Annotated in this window: 3 protein-coding genes (1 of these 3 cut by a window edge); all 3 read right to left on the minus strand. The window is 63.1% G+C overall.

The genetic code is table 11. The annotated features are described in order from the left end of the window. Tightly spaced (each overlapping or abutting the next), the 3 genes in view from AC07V0_RS09985 to AC07V0_RS09995 form a layout consistent with a single transcriptional unit that may run on beyond the window. Nucleotides 1–3,234 carry a non-ribosomal peptide synthetase gene (locus AC07V0_RS09985; RefSeq protein ID WP_086945107.1) on the minus strand — a complete coding sequence of 1,078 codons (3,234 nt, stop codon included), beginning with the start codon at nucleotides 3,232–3,234 and terminating at the stop codon, nucleotides 1–3. Continuing rightward, nucleotides 3,231–16,757: a non-ribosomal peptide synthetase gene (locus tag AC07V0_RS09990; RefSeq protein WP_086945108.1), complete on the minus strand. Its 13,527-nt coding sequence runs from the start codon at nucleotides 16,755–16,757 to the stop codon at nucleotides 3,231–3,233. The genes AC07V0_RS09985 and AC07V0_RS09990 overlap by 4 nt, the downstream gene beginning before the upstream one ends. Beyond that, nucleotides 16,757–20,643: the end of a non-ribosomal peptide synthetase gene (locus AC07V0_RS09995; RefSeq protein WP_495019551.1), read on the minus strand. It continues 8,485 nt past the right edge of the window; 3,887 of the gene's 12,372 nt are visible here — the last part of the coding sequence; the start codon falls outside the window, past its right edge; it ends in the stop codon at nucleotides 16,757–16,759. The genes AC07V0_RS09990 and AC07V0_RS09995 overlap by 1 nt, the downstream gene beginning before the upstream one ends.

Here is a 20,643-nt window from a genome sequence, read left to right on the forward strand (position 1 = left end):
TCAACCGTTTTGTGCAGCCTTGGCGTTTTGCAGGTGCCGGGCTTTTTCGGTGAGCAACGCTTTTTCTTCGGGGCTCATGTTGTCCAGACGCAACCGCGCCTGGGCGATTTTCTCCAACTGACCCGGACTGCTTTCCCGGGAGCGCAACGCCGCCGCCAGCCCCGCCACGGTCGGATGGTCAAACACCACGCCCGGCTGGATTTCGCACTGCAACAACTTGCGAATGCCGGCCACCAGTTTGATCACCAGCAAGGAATGGCCCCCAGCGGCGAAAAAGTCCCGGTCGATGCCCAGACGCTCAACCCCCAGTAACTGCGCCATGCGCGTCACCAGCAATTGCTCAAGAGCATCGCGGGGTTGCATGCCTTCATCGTCAGCCGAGGTGGACGCGAGTTGTTGCAAGGCCTTGCGGTCAACCTTGCCGTTGGCCAGTCGCGGGAAGCTGTCGATCAACTGCAAGTGCTGCGGCAGCATCACACTGGGCAGACGCAGCGCCAGTTCGTCGCGAACGGCATCGAGCAAAGTCGCCGAAGGCGCCTGATGCGGCACGATGAACGCGAGCATCCCGTCTTGCGCGGACGGCCCCGGCAACACCAGTGCTTGCGCGACCTGCGGCACACGCAGTAACTCGGCTTCGATCTCTGCCAGTTCGATACGGAAACCCCGTACCTTGATTTGCTGATCGCGCCGACCGTGCAACGCAATCGCCAGATCCGGGCGATAGCGGGCCAGGTCGCCGGTGCGGTACAGGCGCTCCTGCGGATTGAACGGGCTCTGGATGAACACTTGCGAATCGGCCTCGACATTCACGTAGCCGCGACACAACTGCGCGCCGCCGAGGTACAACTCGCCCAGCACACCGACCGGCGCCAGTTGCCGGTTATCGTCGAGTACAAACACCTGATTGTTGCCCAACACCCGGGACAGAACGCCGGCGTCAGGCACCGCCGCCTCCAGATCCAGCGGATGAACCAGCACGCCGACCGTGGCCTCGGTCGGGCCGTAGTGATTGAACACCCGGCAATCACTGCGCAAACCGGCGATCCGTTGCACCAATGCCTGGGCAATCGGCTCGCCACCCAGCACCAGCGTGCGCGGCAGTTGCGCGCGTTCGCTGTCGAGCAGCGCGGCCAGGTGCGACGGAACGATCTTCAGGCAATCGATGGCTTGCCGTTGCAGGAAGTCGGCAAACAAATTGCCGTCCTGCATTTGCTCATCGCTGGCCACATGCAGTGCGGCGCCGTTGAACAAGGCGCCGAACAGCGCCGTGTTGCCCAGGTCCGCCGCCACCGTGGAGGTGAAGCCGAACTGCTGGCATTGATCCAGCCCCAGGGCCTGGCTGACGTGAGCGGTGTAATTAAGTAATTGCCTATGCTCGATGACCACGCCTTTCGGCATACCGGTGGAGCCGGAGGTGAACAGCACATACGCCGCCTGATCGCCCTGTGTATCGTGGGTGATGGCCGACGTGCTCGCCGGGGCCGATTGCAGCACACGATCCACGGTCGCCAGAGGCAACGGATAATCGTGCCATTGCGCGATGTGCCCGGCGTCGACCAGCAGCAACGCAGCGCCGGCCTGTTCCAGCATCAAGGCTTGACGGGCTTGCGGCCATTGCGGGTCCAGCGGCAGGTACGCGGCGCCGATGCGCCACGCCGCGAGCATGGCGATCACCAGCTCCGCCGAGCGTGGCAAGGCCAGCGCGACGATAGCCCCCGGCGCCATGCCCTGGGCTTTTAATGCCTGGGCCAACACCTCGACCTTCGTCTGCAACTGCCCGTAACTCAGGCGTCGATCGCCGTCAGTCAAGGCGATGGCTTGCGGCGTGGTCCGGGCCCAGTCGGCAATGCGCTGCGGCAAGAACCGGCTATCGACCCGTGCTCGCGCTGGCGGGTTTATCGACAGCAAGCGCTGTTGTTCGGCGGCTCCCAACACGTTCAGTTGACCGAGTTCGGCGTGAAGATTGGCAACGATGTTTTCGAGCAATACGCGCAGCTGCTCCAGCAACCCTTCCATCGCCTGAACCGAGTAACGGGACGGGGTGTAATGCAGGTGGAACCCGTGGGCGCTGCCCGCCTCGTCCGTTTCCAGTTCAAGCATTAATTCAAACCGTGCTTCGCGCACCGCCAAACGCGGAGTCCATTGCAGATCAGCGGACGTCGCGGCTTGCATGGCCCGGCACACGGCAAAACAATAGGCCGGGCGAGCCGCCGTCGGCGCCAGTTCAGGCGACCAGTATTCCTGCCACGTACGGTGCTCATCCAGGCGCGCCGCCAACTCCGCCACCCAAGTGCTGAATGCTGCATTCGCCGTCAGTGACAGGTTCAGCGGCAGGGTTTTCTCGAACACGCCCACGGCATTACTGAAGTATTGGTAATCTTCGCGACTGTCATGCCGCACCCCGACCAGCACCTGTTGATGCCCGCTGAGCCGACCCAGCAACAGCCACCAGGCCGCTTGCAGCACCACACTCGGCGATTGCTCCAACGCCCCGACCACTTGCTGCAAACCGCTGCGCAGTGCCGGATCGAGCGTGAGCGCCAGCGATTCAGTGGCCGACGACAATCCAGGATTCCCGTTGCGATAGGCCAGCCACGGAGTACTCAAATCGGGATCGGCGCCTTGCAGGTGTTCCTGCCAGTAAGTACGTGCGCCGGCCGCGTCTTCGTCGAGCACCACTTCACTGCGCCATTCCAGGTACTGGGTGAATTCACCGGTCTCTTCGTCGTCCGCCGCCGACTGTTGCCCATAGGCCCGCACCAATTGCTGATACAGCAACCGCACGCCGCTTTGATCGAGGCTGTGCCGGGCCAGGCCCAAGACCAATTTCCATTGATCATCGGCCAGGCGATAGAGCACCGCTTGCGCGCCTTCGGATTCACCGACGACAAAAGCACGTTCCGCCCATTCGCTGAGCTGAGCCTGAATACCGGCCGGGGTATCGACCCGCGCCTGCACGCTCAGCGGGAAGCGCTCCGCCCCCCCGACGAACTGTCGGACACCATGGAATCCCGGCGCCTTGCCCAGCCGCGCAATCAGCATCGGCTGTTGCGCCAGCAAGCGATCCAGTGCGTTTTGCACCCGCTGCGGATCGAGGGCGCCGCTGATCTCGACCTCCAGGAAATGCAGCGCATCACCACAGGCCGGGGCCTTGGGCAACTGCTCCAGCCACCGTTGCTGTTCAGGCGTCAAGGCGTAACCCAGGTCCTGCTGGTCCATCGATACCTCGTTCATGCTCCGGTTTCCTCGGTGTTCATTTCGCGTTCAAGGGCGCTGCGGTCGAACATATCGCCCATGGCCACGACAATCTTGCGCGGGCCTTCGAACGGATCACGGGCATGGGCCACCAGCATGTTGTCGAGCAGGATGGCGTCGCCTTTTTGCCAGTCGAAACGCACCGCGCATTCTTCGTACAAGTCACCGATGCGTTGCATCACTTCGTCTTCGATCGGCGTGCCGTCGCCGTAGAACACGTGGCGCGGCAAGCGGTCCAGGCCGAACATCGACAACAGGTCTTCCCGCACGTCCGGCTCCAGCCAATAGATGTGATGCAGTTGCACCTGGTTGAAGAACGATTTGGCGCCGGTCACCGGGTGACGAATGATGGCCGGCCCTGGGGTGCGGGTTTGCAATTCGTTGTTGTCGAGCCAGCGCCATTCGATGCCACCGGCCCGGCAACGGGCCTCCACCTCAGCACGGTCTTCAGTCTTGAAGAAATGCTGCCAGGACACGTCGAGGTTGTCGGTGAAGGTGCGCACGTAAAGCAGGCCTTTTTCCTCGAACTTGTCCCGCAGGTCCGCCGGCAGTTTTTCGTACATCAACCGGCAATCCACCACTGGAGTCGCACCGCCAATGGACGCGGCTTGCTCGCAATAGAACATCTGCTTGCGCGGCCAGCGATCCTGATGGGAGCTCTCGTTATGGAACAGGATCATCTTGCGTTCCGGGTACGGCGTGGAGCGGTAGGTGTTCTTGCCGCCCTCTTTCTTCGGCAGATCGCCATACTGGCCGTAAAGCCCTGGCTGGATCGCTTCGGCAAACGCCTCGAAGCCTTGAATGCCATCCAGTTCGAAACCACGGAACAGAATCCCGGCATGCCTGGCGAGTTTTTCTTCGATCAGCGGCCGGTTGTTGTTGATCCACTCGATCAAGTCCAGGTGCGGCTCGTTCGGTTCCAGCAGCAGCGGGAACGGCTGTGGCGCGGCGATCAGCGATTCGCGTATTGGCGCCGGTCGGGCCTTGGCCGCCGGGGCGGCGCCACGCTTGAGGAACTTACCGAGTTTGTCGGCCTTGGGTCCGGGGACGGCAGGCTTGGCGGCCACCGCTAAATTGTCGACTGGCATGCTGATAGCTCCCAATTGAATGTCCTGATCAGCGACGATCTGTTCCAACAGGGCTATCCAGGCCTTCACCAGGTGCTGGATGCGCTCGTGTCCGAACAAGGTTGTGGCGAATTGCCAATTACCCAGCAATTGCCCTGCTTCATCGTCAACGAACAACGCCATGTCGAATTTAGAATGGGTCTCCAGCGCCGGCAGCGATTCCACGCTCAAACCGCCGATGGCCTGGGTGCGTCCCGGCAGGTTGTTCATCACGAACAACACTTGCACCAGCGGGTTCATGCCCTTGTGCCGCGGCACGTCCGAGGCGTCGACGATCATGTCGAACGGCAGGTCCTGATGCTCCAGGGCACTGAGCAGGGATTCCTGGGTCTGGCCCAGGAATCGGGCGAACGGCGTGGTGGCGTCGAACTGCGAACGCAACGGCAAGACGTTGACGAAGAAGCCGATCAACCGTTCAAGCTCCGGCTGTTCACGCCCGGCCACGTCGGCGCCGACCAACACATCCGCAACGCCGCTGATCTGGTGCAACAACACCTGGAACGAGGCCAGCAGCGTGCTGTACAGCGTGACGCCCGCGTCCATCGACAACTGGCGCAAGGCCGTGCTGAGTGGCGTGGTGAGCTGGAACTGCACCGAGTCACCCGCATAGGACGGTGTCAAGCCACGGGGGTTGTCCGATGGCAACTTCAGATGCCCGTCATAGCCCGCGAGCCGCGCTTTCCAGTACTCGGCCTGGCGCGCCAGCACGCCTTGCTGTTCCAGTTCCTGCTGCCACAGCGCGAAGTCGGAATACTGCACCTCCAGCGCCGGCAACGGGGTCAGGTCACCGGCCTTGGTGCGGTGGTAAATCTGCACCAGTTCGTTGACCAGCAAGCCCATCGACCAACCATCGGAAATGATGTGGTGCATCGCATAAAGCATCACATGCTCGGTCGGCCCCAGGTGCAGGATCCGTCCACGCAACAGCGGTGCGTGTTCCATATCAATCGGGGTGCGCGCGTTTTCCAGTGCTGCTTGCGCCACCCATTCTTCCTGGGCACTGCGGGACAGAGCGGACAAATCGATCACCGGGAAATCCAGTTCAACCTGCTCGGCGATCACGGCAATCGGGTCACCTTCATCGTCCTGGGTATACGCGGTACGCAGCACTTCATGGCGGCGCACCACCTCGGCGAAACTGCTGATCAGCCGTTCCACCGACAACTCACCACGCAAACGCGAGGCCATCGGCATGCCATAGGCCGCGGTGCCGCCGGACAATTGCTCGGCGATCCACAAGCGACGCTGCACCAGCGACAACGGTGCGCTGTGCCGGGTGCCATGGGCCTTGAGCACCACACCGTGGCCGTTCGGCTCAGGTGTGCCCTGCTGCCGCGCGATCCACGCCGCGAGGTCCTTGAGTCGCGGATGGCCGAACAGGTCGCGCAGGCTCAACGTACAGGCCGTGAGTTTGCGCAGGCGCGAGACCGCTTGCGTGGCGAGCAGGGAATGCCCGCCCAGTTCGAAAAAGTGATCGTCGCGGCCGACCTGTTGCAGTTCCAGCACGTCCTGCCAGACCGTAGCGATCTGCTGTTCCAGTGCACCTTCAGGCGCGACATAGTCCAACGCCGCCAGATTGGCATCGACGCCCGGCAAGGCCTTGCGATCGATCTTGCCATTCGGGCTCAGGGGCAGGCCTTCGAGGAACAGCACATGGGCCGGAACCATGTAATCCGGCAGGCTGGCCTTCAAGCGTGCCTTGATGTCACCGCGCAACGCCGCCAGCGTGGATGAATCGGCGCTGGCTTGCGCCGGATCGTCGAACACCACGTACGCCACCAATTGCTGACCGATGGCGCCCGGTTGCGCCACCACCAGTGCCTGACGCACCGCAGGAACCCGCAGCAGATGGGTTTCTATTTCACCGAGCTCGATGCGCAATCCACGAATCTTCACTTGATGATCGACCCGCCCGACGTACTCAATCACGCCGTCGGCGCGATAACGCGCGAGGTCGCCGGTACGGTACACGCGGCCACCACCCAGTGGATCGAACGGGTCGGGAATGAAGCGCTCGGCGGTCAATTCCGGGCGCTGGAAGTAGCCCCGTGCGAGCAGCTCACCGCCAATCACCAATTCCCCGACCACACCGACCGGCGCCGGTTGGCCCTGGGTGTCGAGCACATGAATCGCCCGGCCGCCCAACGCCCGGCCAATCGGCATGGTCACCGGCAACGGGTCGCGGCCGGACACGTAGTCGCTGCAATCGAACAGCGTGGCGCTGACCGTGGCTTCGGTCGGGCCGTAGGTGTTCAGCAGGCGCACATGGCCCAGCCCGGCCTGGCCCCAGGCGGCAACACCTTCCGGCGGCATGGCTTCGCCACCGACGATCACCTGGCGCAACGCACCATAGTCACGATAACCCGCCGCCGCGAGGTCCTTGGCCAACATATTCCAGTAGGCAGTGGTCAGGTCGCTGACGCTGAACTGCTTGTCGCGCAATTCGCGATACCAGGTCTCGCTGTCCCAGATATCCGGCCCGCGCAGCACCACCGAGGCACCGCAAATCAGTGCCGGGTAAAGCTGCTCGACAAAGGCATCGAAGTTGAACGTGGCAAATTGCAGCGAGCGGTCCTGCGGCGTGAGGCCGAGGAAATCCAGGGCCACCCGGGCATGACGGGTCAGCGCCGATTGAGTGATGCCAACGCCTTTCGGGCGCCCGGTGGAGCCCGAGGTGAACATCACATACGCCAGGTTTTGCGGGCCGCTGCGCTGCGGCAGATTGTCGGTCCGGGTCGGGTAATCCAGTTGATCCAGGCTCAGGACGGTCACACCCGCAGCTTCTGGCAACTTCGGCACGAGGTGGCTTTGGGTCAACAGCACACGCAGACCACTGTCCTCGATCATCGCGCCCAGTCGCTCGGCCGGGTACTCCGGGTCCAGCGGCACGTAGGCGCCACCGGCCTTGAGCACCGCCAGCAGGCTAATGATCATCTGCGTCGAACGCTCGACCGCAATGCCCACCAGCACTTCGGGGCCGACGCCGTGTTGCAGCAGCACGCGGGCCAATTGGTTGGCCTGGGCATTGAGCTGGGCATAACTCAGGCGTTGCTCGTCGAAAATCAACGCCAGCGCGTGCGGCGTGCGTTCGGCTTGCCGTTCAAACAAACGCTGCACGCACACGTCATCGACCGGCAGCGCCAGCGGCTCGCGCACAGCGGTCGAGACCAGGGCCAGATCGCCCACGGCACTGGCGGCAGGTGCCTCGACCATCTGCAACAGCAGGTGCGCGAGATGCCCGGCCAGTTGTTCAATCGCGGCGTCATCGAACTGCTGACGATCGAAACTCAGTTGAAACGACAACTCAGCGCCGAGGTTTACCGACAGGGTCAACGGGTAATTGGTTTGCTCGAAGTTACCCACTTCGCCGAAGCGCAGATCTTGCGGTGCGCCCTGTTGCAGGGCTTCGGAGATCGGGTAGTTCTCGAACACCAGAATGTTGTCGAACAGGGCTTCGCCGCCCTGCCCGGCCCAACGCTGGATGTCGAACAGCGCGGTGTGTTCTTGCTCACGCAAGGCCAGGTTCTGCGCCTGCACCTGTTGCAACCACTGCGCCAACGGCTGTTCGGCCCGTGGGCTGGCGACCACCGGCAAGGTGTTGATGAACAGGCCGATCTGCTGTTCGACCCCGGCCAATTGCGCCGGACGTCCGGACACCGTGGCACCGAAGCTGACTGTGTCCAGCCCGGTATAGCGTTGCAACAGCAGCAACCAGGCGGCTTGCACCAGGGTGTTGAGGGTGACTTTCTGTTCCCGTGCAAACGTGTTGAGCCCGGCGGTCTGCGCCAGGTCCAGGGTCAGGAAATGCTCGCCCTGGGCGGCGTTGGCCGCTTCGCTGCCGGTCCACACCAGCGCTTTGGCCAACCGGGTCGGCTCATCGAACCCGGCCAACTGGCCTTTCCAGAAACCTTCGGTGACCTGCGCGTCCTGTTGCGTCAGCCATTCGATGTAGTCGCGATAACGCCCCGCCGTGTTCGCCGGCACCTGGCCGCTGTAGCGTTGCAGCACTTCCCCGAGCAGCTGCGAATTGCTCCAGCCGTCCATCAAGATGTGATGGCTGGTGTAGATCAGGTGAAAACGCGCGGTGTCGAGACGCACCACCGTCAGGTTCAGCAACGGTGCGGCGGCAAGGTCAAAACCCTGCTGGCGCTGTGCGGCCGCCAGTTCGCTGAGCGCCAGGGCCACATCGCTGTGGTCGCGCCAGTCATGGAAGGTGAACGGCACGGCCAGTTGCTTGTGAATCACCTGCAACGGACGCTTGAACTCGCCGTCCCAGACAAAACTACTGCGCAGCACATCGTGCGCATCCATTGCCGCTTGCCAGGCCTCGCGGAAACGCTCGACGTTCAAGCCTTCGACATCCACGCACAGCTGATTGATGTAATCGCCGGCCTGCTGCTCGTAGAGGGTGTGGAACAGCATGCCTTGCTGCATCGGTGACAGCGGGTAAATGTCTTCGACCTGGCGTGGCGTCACGGGCAATGAATCAAGCTGGCGTTGCGTCAACCCGGCCAGCGGGAAGTCCGACGGTGTCAGGCCCTGATGCCGAGCCTCACAGCAGTGCTCGATCAACAGCCCCAGTTCCCGCGCATAAGCCTGCGCCAATCGCTCGATGGTCGACGGATCGAACATCTGCCCGCTGAACGTCCAGCCAATACTCAATTCGCCGCCATACACCCGGCCATTGAGGGTCAGCCAGTTGTCCAGCGGTGCCAGCGGACTTTGCTCCGCGCCCGCCGATTCGCTGGCCGGGGTGAACAGTGCGCCCGCCTCGTCGCCGAACCCGGCATCGAACTGGCCGAGGTAGTTGAAGGTAATGCGCGGCACGGGCAAGGCTTGCAGCATTTGCCGGGTACTGTCGTTGCCCAGGTAGCGCAGCGCGCCAAAGCCCAGGCCTTTATCGGGGATCGCCCGCAGTTGCTCCTTGATCGTCTTGATCGAGTCTTGCGGCGTGCTCGCCGGGGTCAGCCGAACCGGGAACAGACTGGTGAACCAACCCACGCTGCGGCTCAAATCGAGTTCGTCGAACAGCGCCTCGCGACCGTGGCCTTCGAGCTGGATCAGGGTCGAGGCTTCACCCGTCCAGTCCGCAATCACCCGCGCCAGCGCCGTCAGCAACAGGTCGTTGACCTGCGTGCGATAGGCCGCCGGCGCCTCCTGCAACAGCTGGCGAGTCTGCTGTTTGTCCAGACGGGTCTGCACATGCAAGGCGTGGCGATTGTGCAACTCGCCCTGGGGTCGATCGCAGGGCAAGTCATTGCGTGAACCCTGCAACTGCTCTTGCCAGAACCTCAGCTGAGCCTGCATCGCCGGGCTGTCGGCATGTTGTTGCAAGCGTCGCGCCCAGGCCTGGGTGGCGCTGGTCTTGGCCGGCAATGTGAGCGTTTGGCCCGCCTGCAACTGCTCGCAGGCCTGTTGCAGGTCTTCGAGCAGAATCCGCCAGGACACGCCGTCGACCACCAGGTGATGGATCACCAGCAACAGTCGCTGACTGCCATCGGCCATGTTCGCCAGCACCGCGCGCAGCAGATTACCGTTCGCCAGTTCGAGGCTGCGCTGTGCCTGTTCGCCCAACTGTTCGAGTGCCGCCGCATCAGCAACGTCGGCGGTCCACAGCAGCGGCGACTGTTGCCAGAGCGCCTGTTGCTCGGCCAGGGAGCGATGCTGCGCGGTCCATTTATTACCCTGACGGGTGAAGGCCAGACGCAACGCGTCGTGATGGCTGACCAGCGCCTGCAACGCCCGCTCCAGGTGTTCGGCGTGCAGTGGTTTGGCGGACTTGAGCAGCACCGACTGGTTCCAGTGGTGCGGCTCGGCCATCTCGCGTTCAAAGAACAACTGCTGGAATGGCAGCAACGGCGTATCGCCAGTGACCGGGCCCTGGTCGATGCGCAAGTCGCTGTCGCCGACCTTCGCCACCGCCGCGAGGCTTTGCACGTTCTGGTGCAGGAACAGGTCTTTGGGGCTGAAATGAATCCCCGCCTGACGCGCCCGGCTGACTACCTGGATCGAGATGATCGAATCGCCGCCCAGCTCGAAGAAGTTGTCGCTGATTCCCACCTGCGACCGACCCAGCACGCTTTGCCAGATCTCCACCAGCGCTTGTTCCATAGCGCTGGTCGGGGCGGTGTAAGCCTTGCTGCTGGCCGTGGTGTCGGCCTTGGGCAACGCCTTGCGTTCCAGTTTGCCGTTGGGGCTGACCGGCATTTTTTCCAGCCACAGCCAATGCTGCGGGACCATGTAGTCCGGCAATGTCTGGCTCAGGTGTTCCTTGAGACTGCGCTGCAAGGCGTTGCGAGTTTCATCGTCGGCGTGCAGCAACGCATCACGGGCCGGCACCACATACGCCACCAGCAGCGTGCCGTCCTGGGCGATGACCACGGTTTCACGGACTTCGGCGTGTTCGGCCAGGCGCGCTTCGATCTCGCCCAATTCGATGCGCAGGCCACGGATTTTCACCTGATGGTCCATGCGCCCGGCGTATTCGATCACCCCGTCGGCGCGATAACGCGCCAGGTCGCCGGTGCGGTACAGACGCTGGCCGTCACCGAACGGGCTGGTCGCGAAGCGATCCGCCGTGAGCGATGGACGACGGTGATAACCCCGGGCCAGGCCTTCGCCGCCCAGGTACAACTCACCAATCACGCCCACCGGCACCGGCGACAACTCGTGATCGAGAATGTAAGTGCCCAGGTTGGCGATCGGCTGGCCGATCGGCACGCTGTCGCGCCCTTCGTCGACGCACGTCCAGTGCGTGACGTCGATGGCCGCTTCGGTCGGGCCGTAGAGGTTGTACAGCCCGGCATTCGGCAGCTTGGCAAACACTTGCTGCTGCGCGTCCACTGGCAGGGCTTCGCCGCTGCAGACAATCCGGGTCAGGCTGCGGCACTGGCCCACCGCAGGGTCTTGCAGGAACGCCTGCAACATCGACGGTACGAAGTGCAGCGTGGTGATGCGTTGCGCGGTGATCAGTTCGATCAACTGCGCCGGATCACGATGAATACCCGGCGCGGCCACCACCAGGGTCGAACCGGTCAGCAGCGGCCAGAAGAACTCCCAGACCGACACGTCGAAACTGAACGGGGTCTTTTGCAGCACGCTGTCCGTGGCGTCGAGCCGATAGGCCTGTTGCATCCAGCACAGACGATTGATCAGTGCCGAATGACGGTTGCCCGCGCCTTTGGGTTTGCCGGTGGAGCCCGAGGTGTAGATCACATAGGCAAGGTTTTCCCCGTCGAGATCAACGCCAGGGTTGGCATCGCTGCGGCCTTCCAGCCAGTCGCCGTCCTGATCCAGCACCAGGCTGCGAATGCCGGCCGGAATCGGCAATTGCTCAAGCAAATGGCTCTGGGTCAGCAGCAACTGGATGCCGCTGTCTTCAAACATGTAGGCCAAACGTTCCTGTGGGTATTCCGGGTCCAACGGCAAATAGGCACCGCCCGCCTTGAGAATCGCCAGCAGGCCCACGACCATTTCCACCGACCGCTCGACCGCGATGCCCACCAGCACATCCGGGCCGACGCCCTGCTCGATCAGCACGTGAGCCAGTTGGTTGGCGCGGCCATTGAGTTCGGCGTAGCTCAAGCGTTGCTCGGCAAACACCAGCGCACACGCCTGCGGGGTTTTACCGACCTGCTCTTCGATCAGCGCCTGCACGCTGCGATGCAACGGGTAGTCGACAGCGGTGGCGTTCCAACCGGCGACCGTCAATTGCCGCTCGCGGTCATCGAGCAACGCCAATTGCCCGACCGGACGGTGGATGTCCTCGACCAGGCCCTGCAACAGATTCAGCCAGTGCCGGCCCATGCGCTCGATGGTCGATGGCTCGAACAAATCAGTGGCGTAGGTCAGTGACGCGTGCAGGCCTTGCGGGTTATCACTGGTGTCCAGGGTCAGGTCGAACTGCGCGGTGCGGTGTTCCCAACTGAGGTTTGCCAGCTCGATGCCCGGCAACGATTCGGCCAGCGTTGAGGCCGCTTCGCTGCGATGGTTGAACATCGCCTGGAACAGCGGGCTATGGCTCAGGTTGCGTTGCGGTTGCAGCGCATCGACCAGTTGCTCGAACGGCAGGTCCTGATGCATCTGCGCCGCCATGGCCGTCTGCTTCACCTGTTGCAGCAATTGCGCGCCCGTCAGCTGGCCGTCGAACTCGGCGCGCAGCACCTGGGTGTTGACGAAGAAACCGATCAGACGCTCGGTTTCCAGCCGATTACGGTTGGCAATCGGCACGCCGACGCGGATATCGACCTGGCCGCTGTAGCGATGCAGCAAGGTCTGGAACGAGCCGAGCAACAGCATGAACAGCGTGACGTTTTCCCGTCGGGCCAAGGCCTTCAGGGCATTGCTCAGGGATTCGTCGAGGGCAATCGGCAGACGCGCGCCACGAAAACTTTGCTGCGCCGGGCGCGGATGATCCAGTGGCAGCTCCAGCAGCTCCAGCAGCGGCTGTTCGCTGCCGAGTTTTTCGCGCCAGTAGGCCAACTGCCGATCCCGTTCGCCGGCGGCCATCCATTGACGCTGCCACACCGCGTAGTCGGCGTACTGCACCGGCAATGGCGGCAGTGCGGCCGGCCGGCCCTGGCTGAGCGCCGCATACAGGGCCATCAAATCATCGGTCATCACCTGCAACGACCAGGCATCGGAGACGATGTGGTGTAGGGTCAGAATCAGCACGTGATCCTGCTCGCCCACCTGCAGCAGAACGAAGCGCACCAACGAGCCGTCGAGCACATCGAACGGGCGTTGCGTCTCCTGTTCGACGAAGGCCTTGATGCTCGCTTCATCGCTGGCAGCCAGACGTTGCTCGACAAAACTGATGCGGCCTTGCGGGCGGATCACCTGCCAGGTGCGGCCATCTTCCTCGACGAACGCTGTGCGCAAACTTTCGTGGCGCTCCACCAGCGCCTCAAAGCTGCGTTGCAGGGCGTTTTTGTCCAGCGCGCCGCGCATCCGCAGCGCGGTCGGGATGTTGTAGGCGGCGCTGTCGGGGTCCATTTTCCACAGGAACCATTGGCGCTCCTGGGCAAAGGACAGTGCCAGCGGTTGGTCTCGGTCGACCCGGGTCATCGGCGGTGACTGTTCGCCCGGCTCGGCGCCCAGCGCCTGGACGAAATCCTCCAGGGTGCTGTGCTCGAACAGGCTGCGCAACGGCACCTGAATGCCCAGCACCCGACGCACCCGCGACACCACTTGGGTCACCAGCAGGGAGTGCCCGCCCAGCTCGAAGAAGTTGTCGGTCAGGCCCACGCGGTCCAGCTTCAGTACGTCCTGCCAGATGGCGGCGACTTGCTGTTGCCGCTCGCTCTGTGGGGCGACATAACGCGCCTGTAACTGGCTCGCGTCCACCGCTGGCAACGCCTTGCGATTGAGTTTGCCGTTAGGTGTCAGCGGTAGGTTGGCGAGGAACAGCAGATGCGCCGGGACCATGAATTCCGGCAGGCATTCCTTGAGCCGCGCCTTGAGTTCATCGCGCAGACGCAGTTGCTCGTCGGCGGCATCGAGGTCCAGTTGCGGCGCGACCACATAGGCCACCAGTTGCTGGCTGCCCAGGGCTTCCTGCGCCAGCACCGCCACTTCACGGACTGCTGGCTGCTCCAGCAAACGCGCCTCGATTTCACCCAGTTCGATGCGGAAACCGCGGATCTTCACTTGATGGTCGATACGCCCCATGTATTCGAGCACGCCGTCATGACGATGGCGTGCCAGATCGCCGGTACGGTACAGCCGCGCGCCGTTGCCGAACGGGTCGGGCAGGAAGCGCTCGGCGGTCATTGCCGCTCGGTCGTGATACCCACGGGCCAGGCCGTCGCCGCCGATCAGCAGTTCGCCAATCGAGCCCGCCGGGTTCGGTGCCAGGTCATCACCCAAAATGTACAGCGTGGTGTTGGCAATCGGTTTGCCCAGGTACGGCTGGCGCTGCTCGCGGGTCAGCTGCCAGGCCGCCGACCAGATGGTGGTTTCGGTCGGGCCATAAAGGTTCCAGACCTGCCCCGCCAGACCGAGCATGCGTTGGGCCAGGTCATCGGCCAGCGCTTCGCCACCGCAGAGGAATTTACAACCCTGGAGGGTGGGCGCCTGTTCATGGTCGAGCAACATGCGCCAGGTCGACGGCGTGGCTTGCACCACCGTGACTTGCTGTTGCCGGATCATCTCCAGCAGCGCTTGCGGATCCTGGGCGGTGTGCTTGTCCACCAACACCACACCGGCACCGCTGAGCAGCGGGCCGTAGATTTCCAGGCCGAAAATATCGAACGAGAACGTGGTCAGCGACAGCATGCGGTCCTGGGCCTCGATGCCCGGCGCCTTGACCATGCTCACCACGAAGTTCACCAGCGCCTGATGGCGCACCATCACCCCTTTGGGCTTGCCGGTGGAGCCGGAGGTGTAAATCGCATACGCCAGGTGTTCACCGCTGAGCGCTACCTGCGGATCGGCCTCGCTGTAACCGCGAGCGTGCTCGCCTTGCGGGTCGAGCAACAGGGTCTGCACGCCGGCCGGAATCGGCAATTGCCCGATCAAATGCGCCTGGGTCAGCAGCAGTTGCAAGCCACTGTCTTCGATCATGTGCGCCAGACGGTCTTCAGGGTATTGCGGGTCCAGCGGCACGTAGGCACCGCCCGCCTTGAGAATCGCCAACAGCCCGATCAGCATTTCCAGGCTGCGGTCGATGGCGATACCGACCAACTGATCCGGGCCGACGCCCCGTTCGATCAGCCGATGGGCCAACTGGTTGGCCTGGCGATTGAGTTGTGCATAACTCAGGGATTGCCCGTCGAACACCAACGCCGTGGCCTCTGGCGTGCGCATCGCCTGGGCTTCGATCAATTGATGAATGCAACGGTCAGTCGGGTATTCGGCGGCGCTGCGGTTCCAGTCGACCAGCACCTGCTGTTGTTCGGTTTCGTCGAGCAGACCTAGTTCGCCTACACGCTGCTGCGGATCGGCAACGATGCTGCCCAACAGGTTTTGCCAATGCCGTGCCAGACGCTCGATGGTCGCGCCGTCAAACAGGTCGGTGGCATAGGTCAGCTGTGCGCCGAGGCCCTCGGGGCCGTCGAAGGTTTCCAGGGTCAGGTCGAATTGCGCGGTGCGCGAGGGCTGATGCAAGTGGCGGATCGTCAGCGCCGACTCGCCCGTGCCCTGGCGGCTTTGGCTGGCGCCGGTGCTCTGGTGGTTGTACATGACCTGGAACAGCGGGCTGTAGCTCAGGCTGCGTTCCGGCTGCAAGGCCTCGACCAATTGCTCGAAAGGCAGGTCCTGATGCGCCTGGGCGGCCATCGCGGTCTGTTTGACCTGGGCCAGCAGCGTGCTGAACGTGGCCTGAGCGTCGAACTCGGTCTTGAGCACCTGGGTGTTGACGAAGAAGCCGATCAGCCGCTCGGTCTCGACCCGGTTGCGATTAGCGGTGGGCACGCCGACGCGAATCTCGGCCTGGCCACTGTAGCGATGCAACAAGGTCTGGAACGACGCCAGCAACAGCATGAACAGGGTGACATTTTCACTTTTGGCCAAGGCCCTCAGGCGCTCACCCAGTGTCGGCGGCAATGCCAGTTCATGACGAGCACCACGCAGGCTCTGCACCGCCGGACGCGGGTAATCGGTGGGCAACTCCAGCACCGGATGTTCGCTGCCCAAGTGCGCCTGCCAATACTCCAGCTGCCGCTCGCGCTCCCCGGCTTCCATCCAGTGCCGTTGCCAGATGCCATAGTCGGCGTACTGGATCGACAGCGCCGGCAAAGCGAGTTCCTGGCCCTGGCGGTAAGCGCCGTACAGTTGCAGCAGTTCATCGACCATGACCCGCATCGACGCGCCATCCGAGGCGATGTGGTGCTGGGTCAGGGTCAGCACGTGCGCCTGCGCACCAAGGCGCAGCAGGCTGACGCGCAACAGCGGCCCGTTGACCAAGTCGAACGGCTGCCCGGCCTGTTCGGCGACGAACGCTTGAATCTGCGCTTCTGGCGACAGGGCATCGGGGCGTTCATCCAGTTCATGCACGGCGACGGTCAGGTTCATGTGCGGATGAATCACTTGCACCGCTTGCTCATCCTGCTGCCGGAACGTGGTGCGCAGGCTTTGATGACGGGCAATCAGCGCGTTGAAACCCCGCTCGAGTGCCGCGATGTCGAGTTCGCCCTGCAACTGCATGGCACTGGGGATGTTGTAGGCGGCGCTGTCGGGGTCCATCTGCCAGAGAAACCACTGGCGTTCCTGGGCAAAGGACAGCGGCACCGGATCGAACTGCGACTGGGTTTCGGGAATCGGCAGGTTCGCCGGCGAAACACCCTCCTCGAGCATCTTCTGCAGATAGACCCTGCGCTTGTCGAGCGGCAAAGTAATGAAGCGCCGGGCGATCTTCAAAGCGACATTGGTATCCATCAAGCTTCCTCCATTTCATCAAGCAGGGCGTCCAGCTTGCTCAGTTTCAACGTATCGACCTGCTCACCTGCGGTTGCCAGACGGCTGACGAAATCCGTGAGTACGGGGTGTTGAAAAATCAGTTGTGGGGTCAGTTTCAGGCCCAGTTCCAGTTGCAGGCGTGAAACCACATTGACGGCCAGCAACGAGTGGCCGCCCAGTTCGAAAAAGTGATCCAGCAGGCCGACACGTTCGACTTGCAGTACGTGCTGCCAGATCGCCGCGACCTGCTGCTCGCGCTCGCTCTGCGGGGCGACATAACGCCCCTGCAAATGACCGCCCTCCACCGTCGGCAACGCCTTGCGGTCGAGTTTGCCGTTGGGCGTCAGCGGCAATTGTTCGAGGAACAGCAGGTGCGCCGGGACCATGAATTCCGGCAAAGACTCCCTGAGCCGTGCCTTGAGTTCATCGCGCAGGGACTGCTGATCATCGAGCTCCAGTGGTGAAGCGACCACGTAGGCCACCAGTTGCTGATTGCCCAGGGTTTCCTGCGCCAGCACCGCCACTTCGCGAACCGCTGGCTGCTCCAGCAGGCGCGCTTCGATTTCACCCAGTTCAATGCGGAAGCCGCGGATCTTCACTTGATGATCGATTCGGCCTCGGTACTCGAGCACACCATCGGCCTGATAGCGGGTCAGGTCACTGGTGCGATACAGACGCTCGCCGTTGCTGGCAAACGGGTTCGGCACGTACTTCTCGGCGGTCATGCCCGGCCGGCCCAGGTAACCCCGGGTGATACCGGCACCGGCCAGGTACAACTCGGCCGATACGCCCTGCGGCACCGGGTGCAGATCGGCATCGAGCAAATAGCTGGCGGTGTGTTTGAGCGGGCGACCAATGTTGGCGCTGCCGCCCGACTGGCGGCGAGTCCAGGTGGAATAGGTGGTGTCTTCCGACGGGCCATAAAGATCGTAGACATGCTCAACGGTCGGCTGCCCATAAAGCGCGTCGACCAGCGACTGCTTCAACGGCTCACCGGCGAGGTTGATGATGCGCACGCTCGGCGGGATCTGCCCGGCACTGTGCAGCGCATTGATCGCCGACGGTACGGTGTTGATCAGGCGAACCTGATCGCGGGCCGGCAATTGCGGTAACTCCAGCGCGTTGCGGGCGATGATCAGCGAGCCGCCGTTGGCCAGGGTGACAAACAGCTCCCACACCGACAGGTCGAAACACACCGAGGTCGAGGCCAGCACACCCTGAATGTCGTCGCGGCTGTACACCGATTGCGACCAGTCGATCAGCGCCAGCACGTTGCGATGGGCGATGGCCACGCCTTTGGGCTTGCCGGTGGAGCCGGAGGTGTAGATCACATAAGCGAGGTTATCCGGCGTGACGCGAGTGACCGGAGCGCTGCTTGGGTAAGCGGCCAGCCATGGCTCGGCGCTGTCCATCAACAACACTTGTGTCTCGGCAGCGATGCTCAATGTTGCCGCAACAGCCTGCTCGGTCAGCAGCACCAACGCGCGGCTGTCGTCGAGCATGTAGGCCACGCGGTCGGCCGGATAATCCGGGTCCAACGGCACATAGGCGCCGCCGGCCTTGAGCACCGCCAGCAGCGCCACCAGCAGACTGTCGGAACGCTGCATCGCCACGCCGACCCGCACTTCCGGACCCACGCCCAACTCGATCAGCTTGTGGGCCAGACGGTTGGCCCGGGCGTCGAGCTCGGCGTAAGTCAGTTGCTTGGCCGCGAAGGTCACCGCCAGCGCATCCGGTTGGGCGGCGACTTGACGGTCGATCAATTGATGGACGCACAGATCATCGGCGAAACCTTCGTCAGCAGGGTTCCAATCCAGCAACACTTGCTGCTGTTCGCTCTCATCCAACAGCACCAGCTCGCCGAGGCAGCGTTCACCTGCGTCGATCATCTGGCTCAACAGGTGCTGCAAATGAACCGCCAGTCGCGTCACTGTCGCTGGAGCAAAACTGCCGCGTTGATAGCTGAAGTGCAGCGACAGTTGCGTGTCGAGGCTCACCAGCAGGGTCAGCGGATAGTTGGTTTGCTCCTGACTGGCCACCGGACCAAAACGCAGCCCTTGCGGGGCGCCCTGCTCCAGGGCCTGGGCAATCGGGTAGTTCTCGAACACCAGAATGTTGTCGAACAGCGCTTCACCGCCCTGCCCGGCCCAGCGCTGGATATCGAACAGCGCGGTGTGTTCGAACTCGCGCAAGGCCAGGTTTTGCGCCTGCACCGCTTGCAGCCAACCAGTAAGCGATTGCTCGGCCCGTGGGCTGGCGATCACCGGCAAGGTGTTGATGAACAGCCCGATCTGCTGCTCGACACCCGGCAAGTCCGCCGGACGACCAGCGACCGTCGCGCCGAAGGCCACGGTGTTCTTACCGGTGTAGCGTTGCAACAGCAGCAACCAGGCCGCCTGCACCAGCGTGTTGACCGTGACTTTCGCGGCCCGGGCGAACTCGCCCAGACGCAGGGTTTGATCGGCCTCCAGCACCTGGAAGTGATCGCCGTAACCTTGGGTTTCGGTAGACGCTTGCGGCATTGCGACGGTCTGGGCCAGGCGCGTCGGCTCTTCCAGCGCCAGCAGCGCCGGGGTCCAGAACGCTTCACTGGCAGCCGCGTCCTGGCGTTGCAACCAGGCGATGTAATCGCGGTAACGTCCGCTGTGAGCGGCGTTGAACTGGCCGCTGTAACGCTGCAGCACTTCGCCGAGCAACTGCGAGTTGCTCCAGCCGTCCATCAGGATGTGATGGTTGGTGTAGATCAGGTGATGACGGTGGTCGTCGATGCGCGCAATCACCAACCGCAACAAGGTCGGTGCGGTCAAGTTGAGGGCCTGGCGCTCCGTGTCGGCAAGCGTCTGCAAGGCCTGATCGCGCTGCGGATGGGCGCGTAAATCATGCAGGCTGTAAGGCATCTGCGCGTATTTGCTGACCACCTGCACCGGGTTTTCCAGTTCGCCCTGCCAGACAAAGCGCGTGCGCAGAATGTCGTGGGACTCCACCGCCGCTTGCCAGGCCTGATGGAAACGCTCGGGGTCGAGCCCGTCGACGTCCAGGCGAATCTGGTTGATGTAATCGCCGGTGGTTTCCTGGTACACGGCATGGAACAACATGCCCTGCTGCATCGGCGACAACGGATACAGGTCTTCGATCGACTGCGGCGCCAGCGGCAAACCGTCCAGTTGGGCCTGGCTCAAGCGCGCCAGCGGGAAGTCCGACGGAGTAACGCCGTGCTGCCCGGCCCGGCAGCAATGGGCGATCAGCGCTTGCAGTTCCTGGGCGTAATCGTCGGCCAGCGCCTGAATGGTCGACTCATTGAACCGTTCGCGGCTGAAGGTCCAGCCCAGGTTCAGTTCACCGCCATACACCTGACCATTGAGGGCCAACTGGTTGGCCAATGGCGCACGAGCATCCAGTTCATCACCGGCCGCGTCACTGCACGGAACGAACAAGGCGCCGTCGGCTTCGGTGAAGCTGCCGTCGAACTGGCCCAGGTAATTGAAGGTCAGGCACGGCACCGGCAATTGGCTGAGGATTTGACGTGCAGCGTCGTCACCCAGATGGGCCAGCGCACCAAAACCGAGACCCTTGTTCGGGATCGCGCGCAGCTGTTCCTTGATCTGTTTCAGCGAGCCACCGAGGTCAGCGACCGGCGTCAGTTTGGCCGGGTACAGGCTGGTGAACCAGCCGACGGTGCGGGTCAGGTCAACGCCGTCGAACAGCTCTTCACGGCCATGACCTTCGAGCTGGATCAACGCGCTGTCGGTCCCGGTCCAGCGCACCATGACGCGGGCCAGAGCGGTCAGCAGCAGGTCGTTGACCTGCGTGCGATACGCCGCCGGGGCGTCTTGCAGCAGTTGCCGGGTCATTTCCTTGTTCAGTT

The organism is Pseudomonas sp. GW821-FHT01E10 (assembly GCF_059422365.1).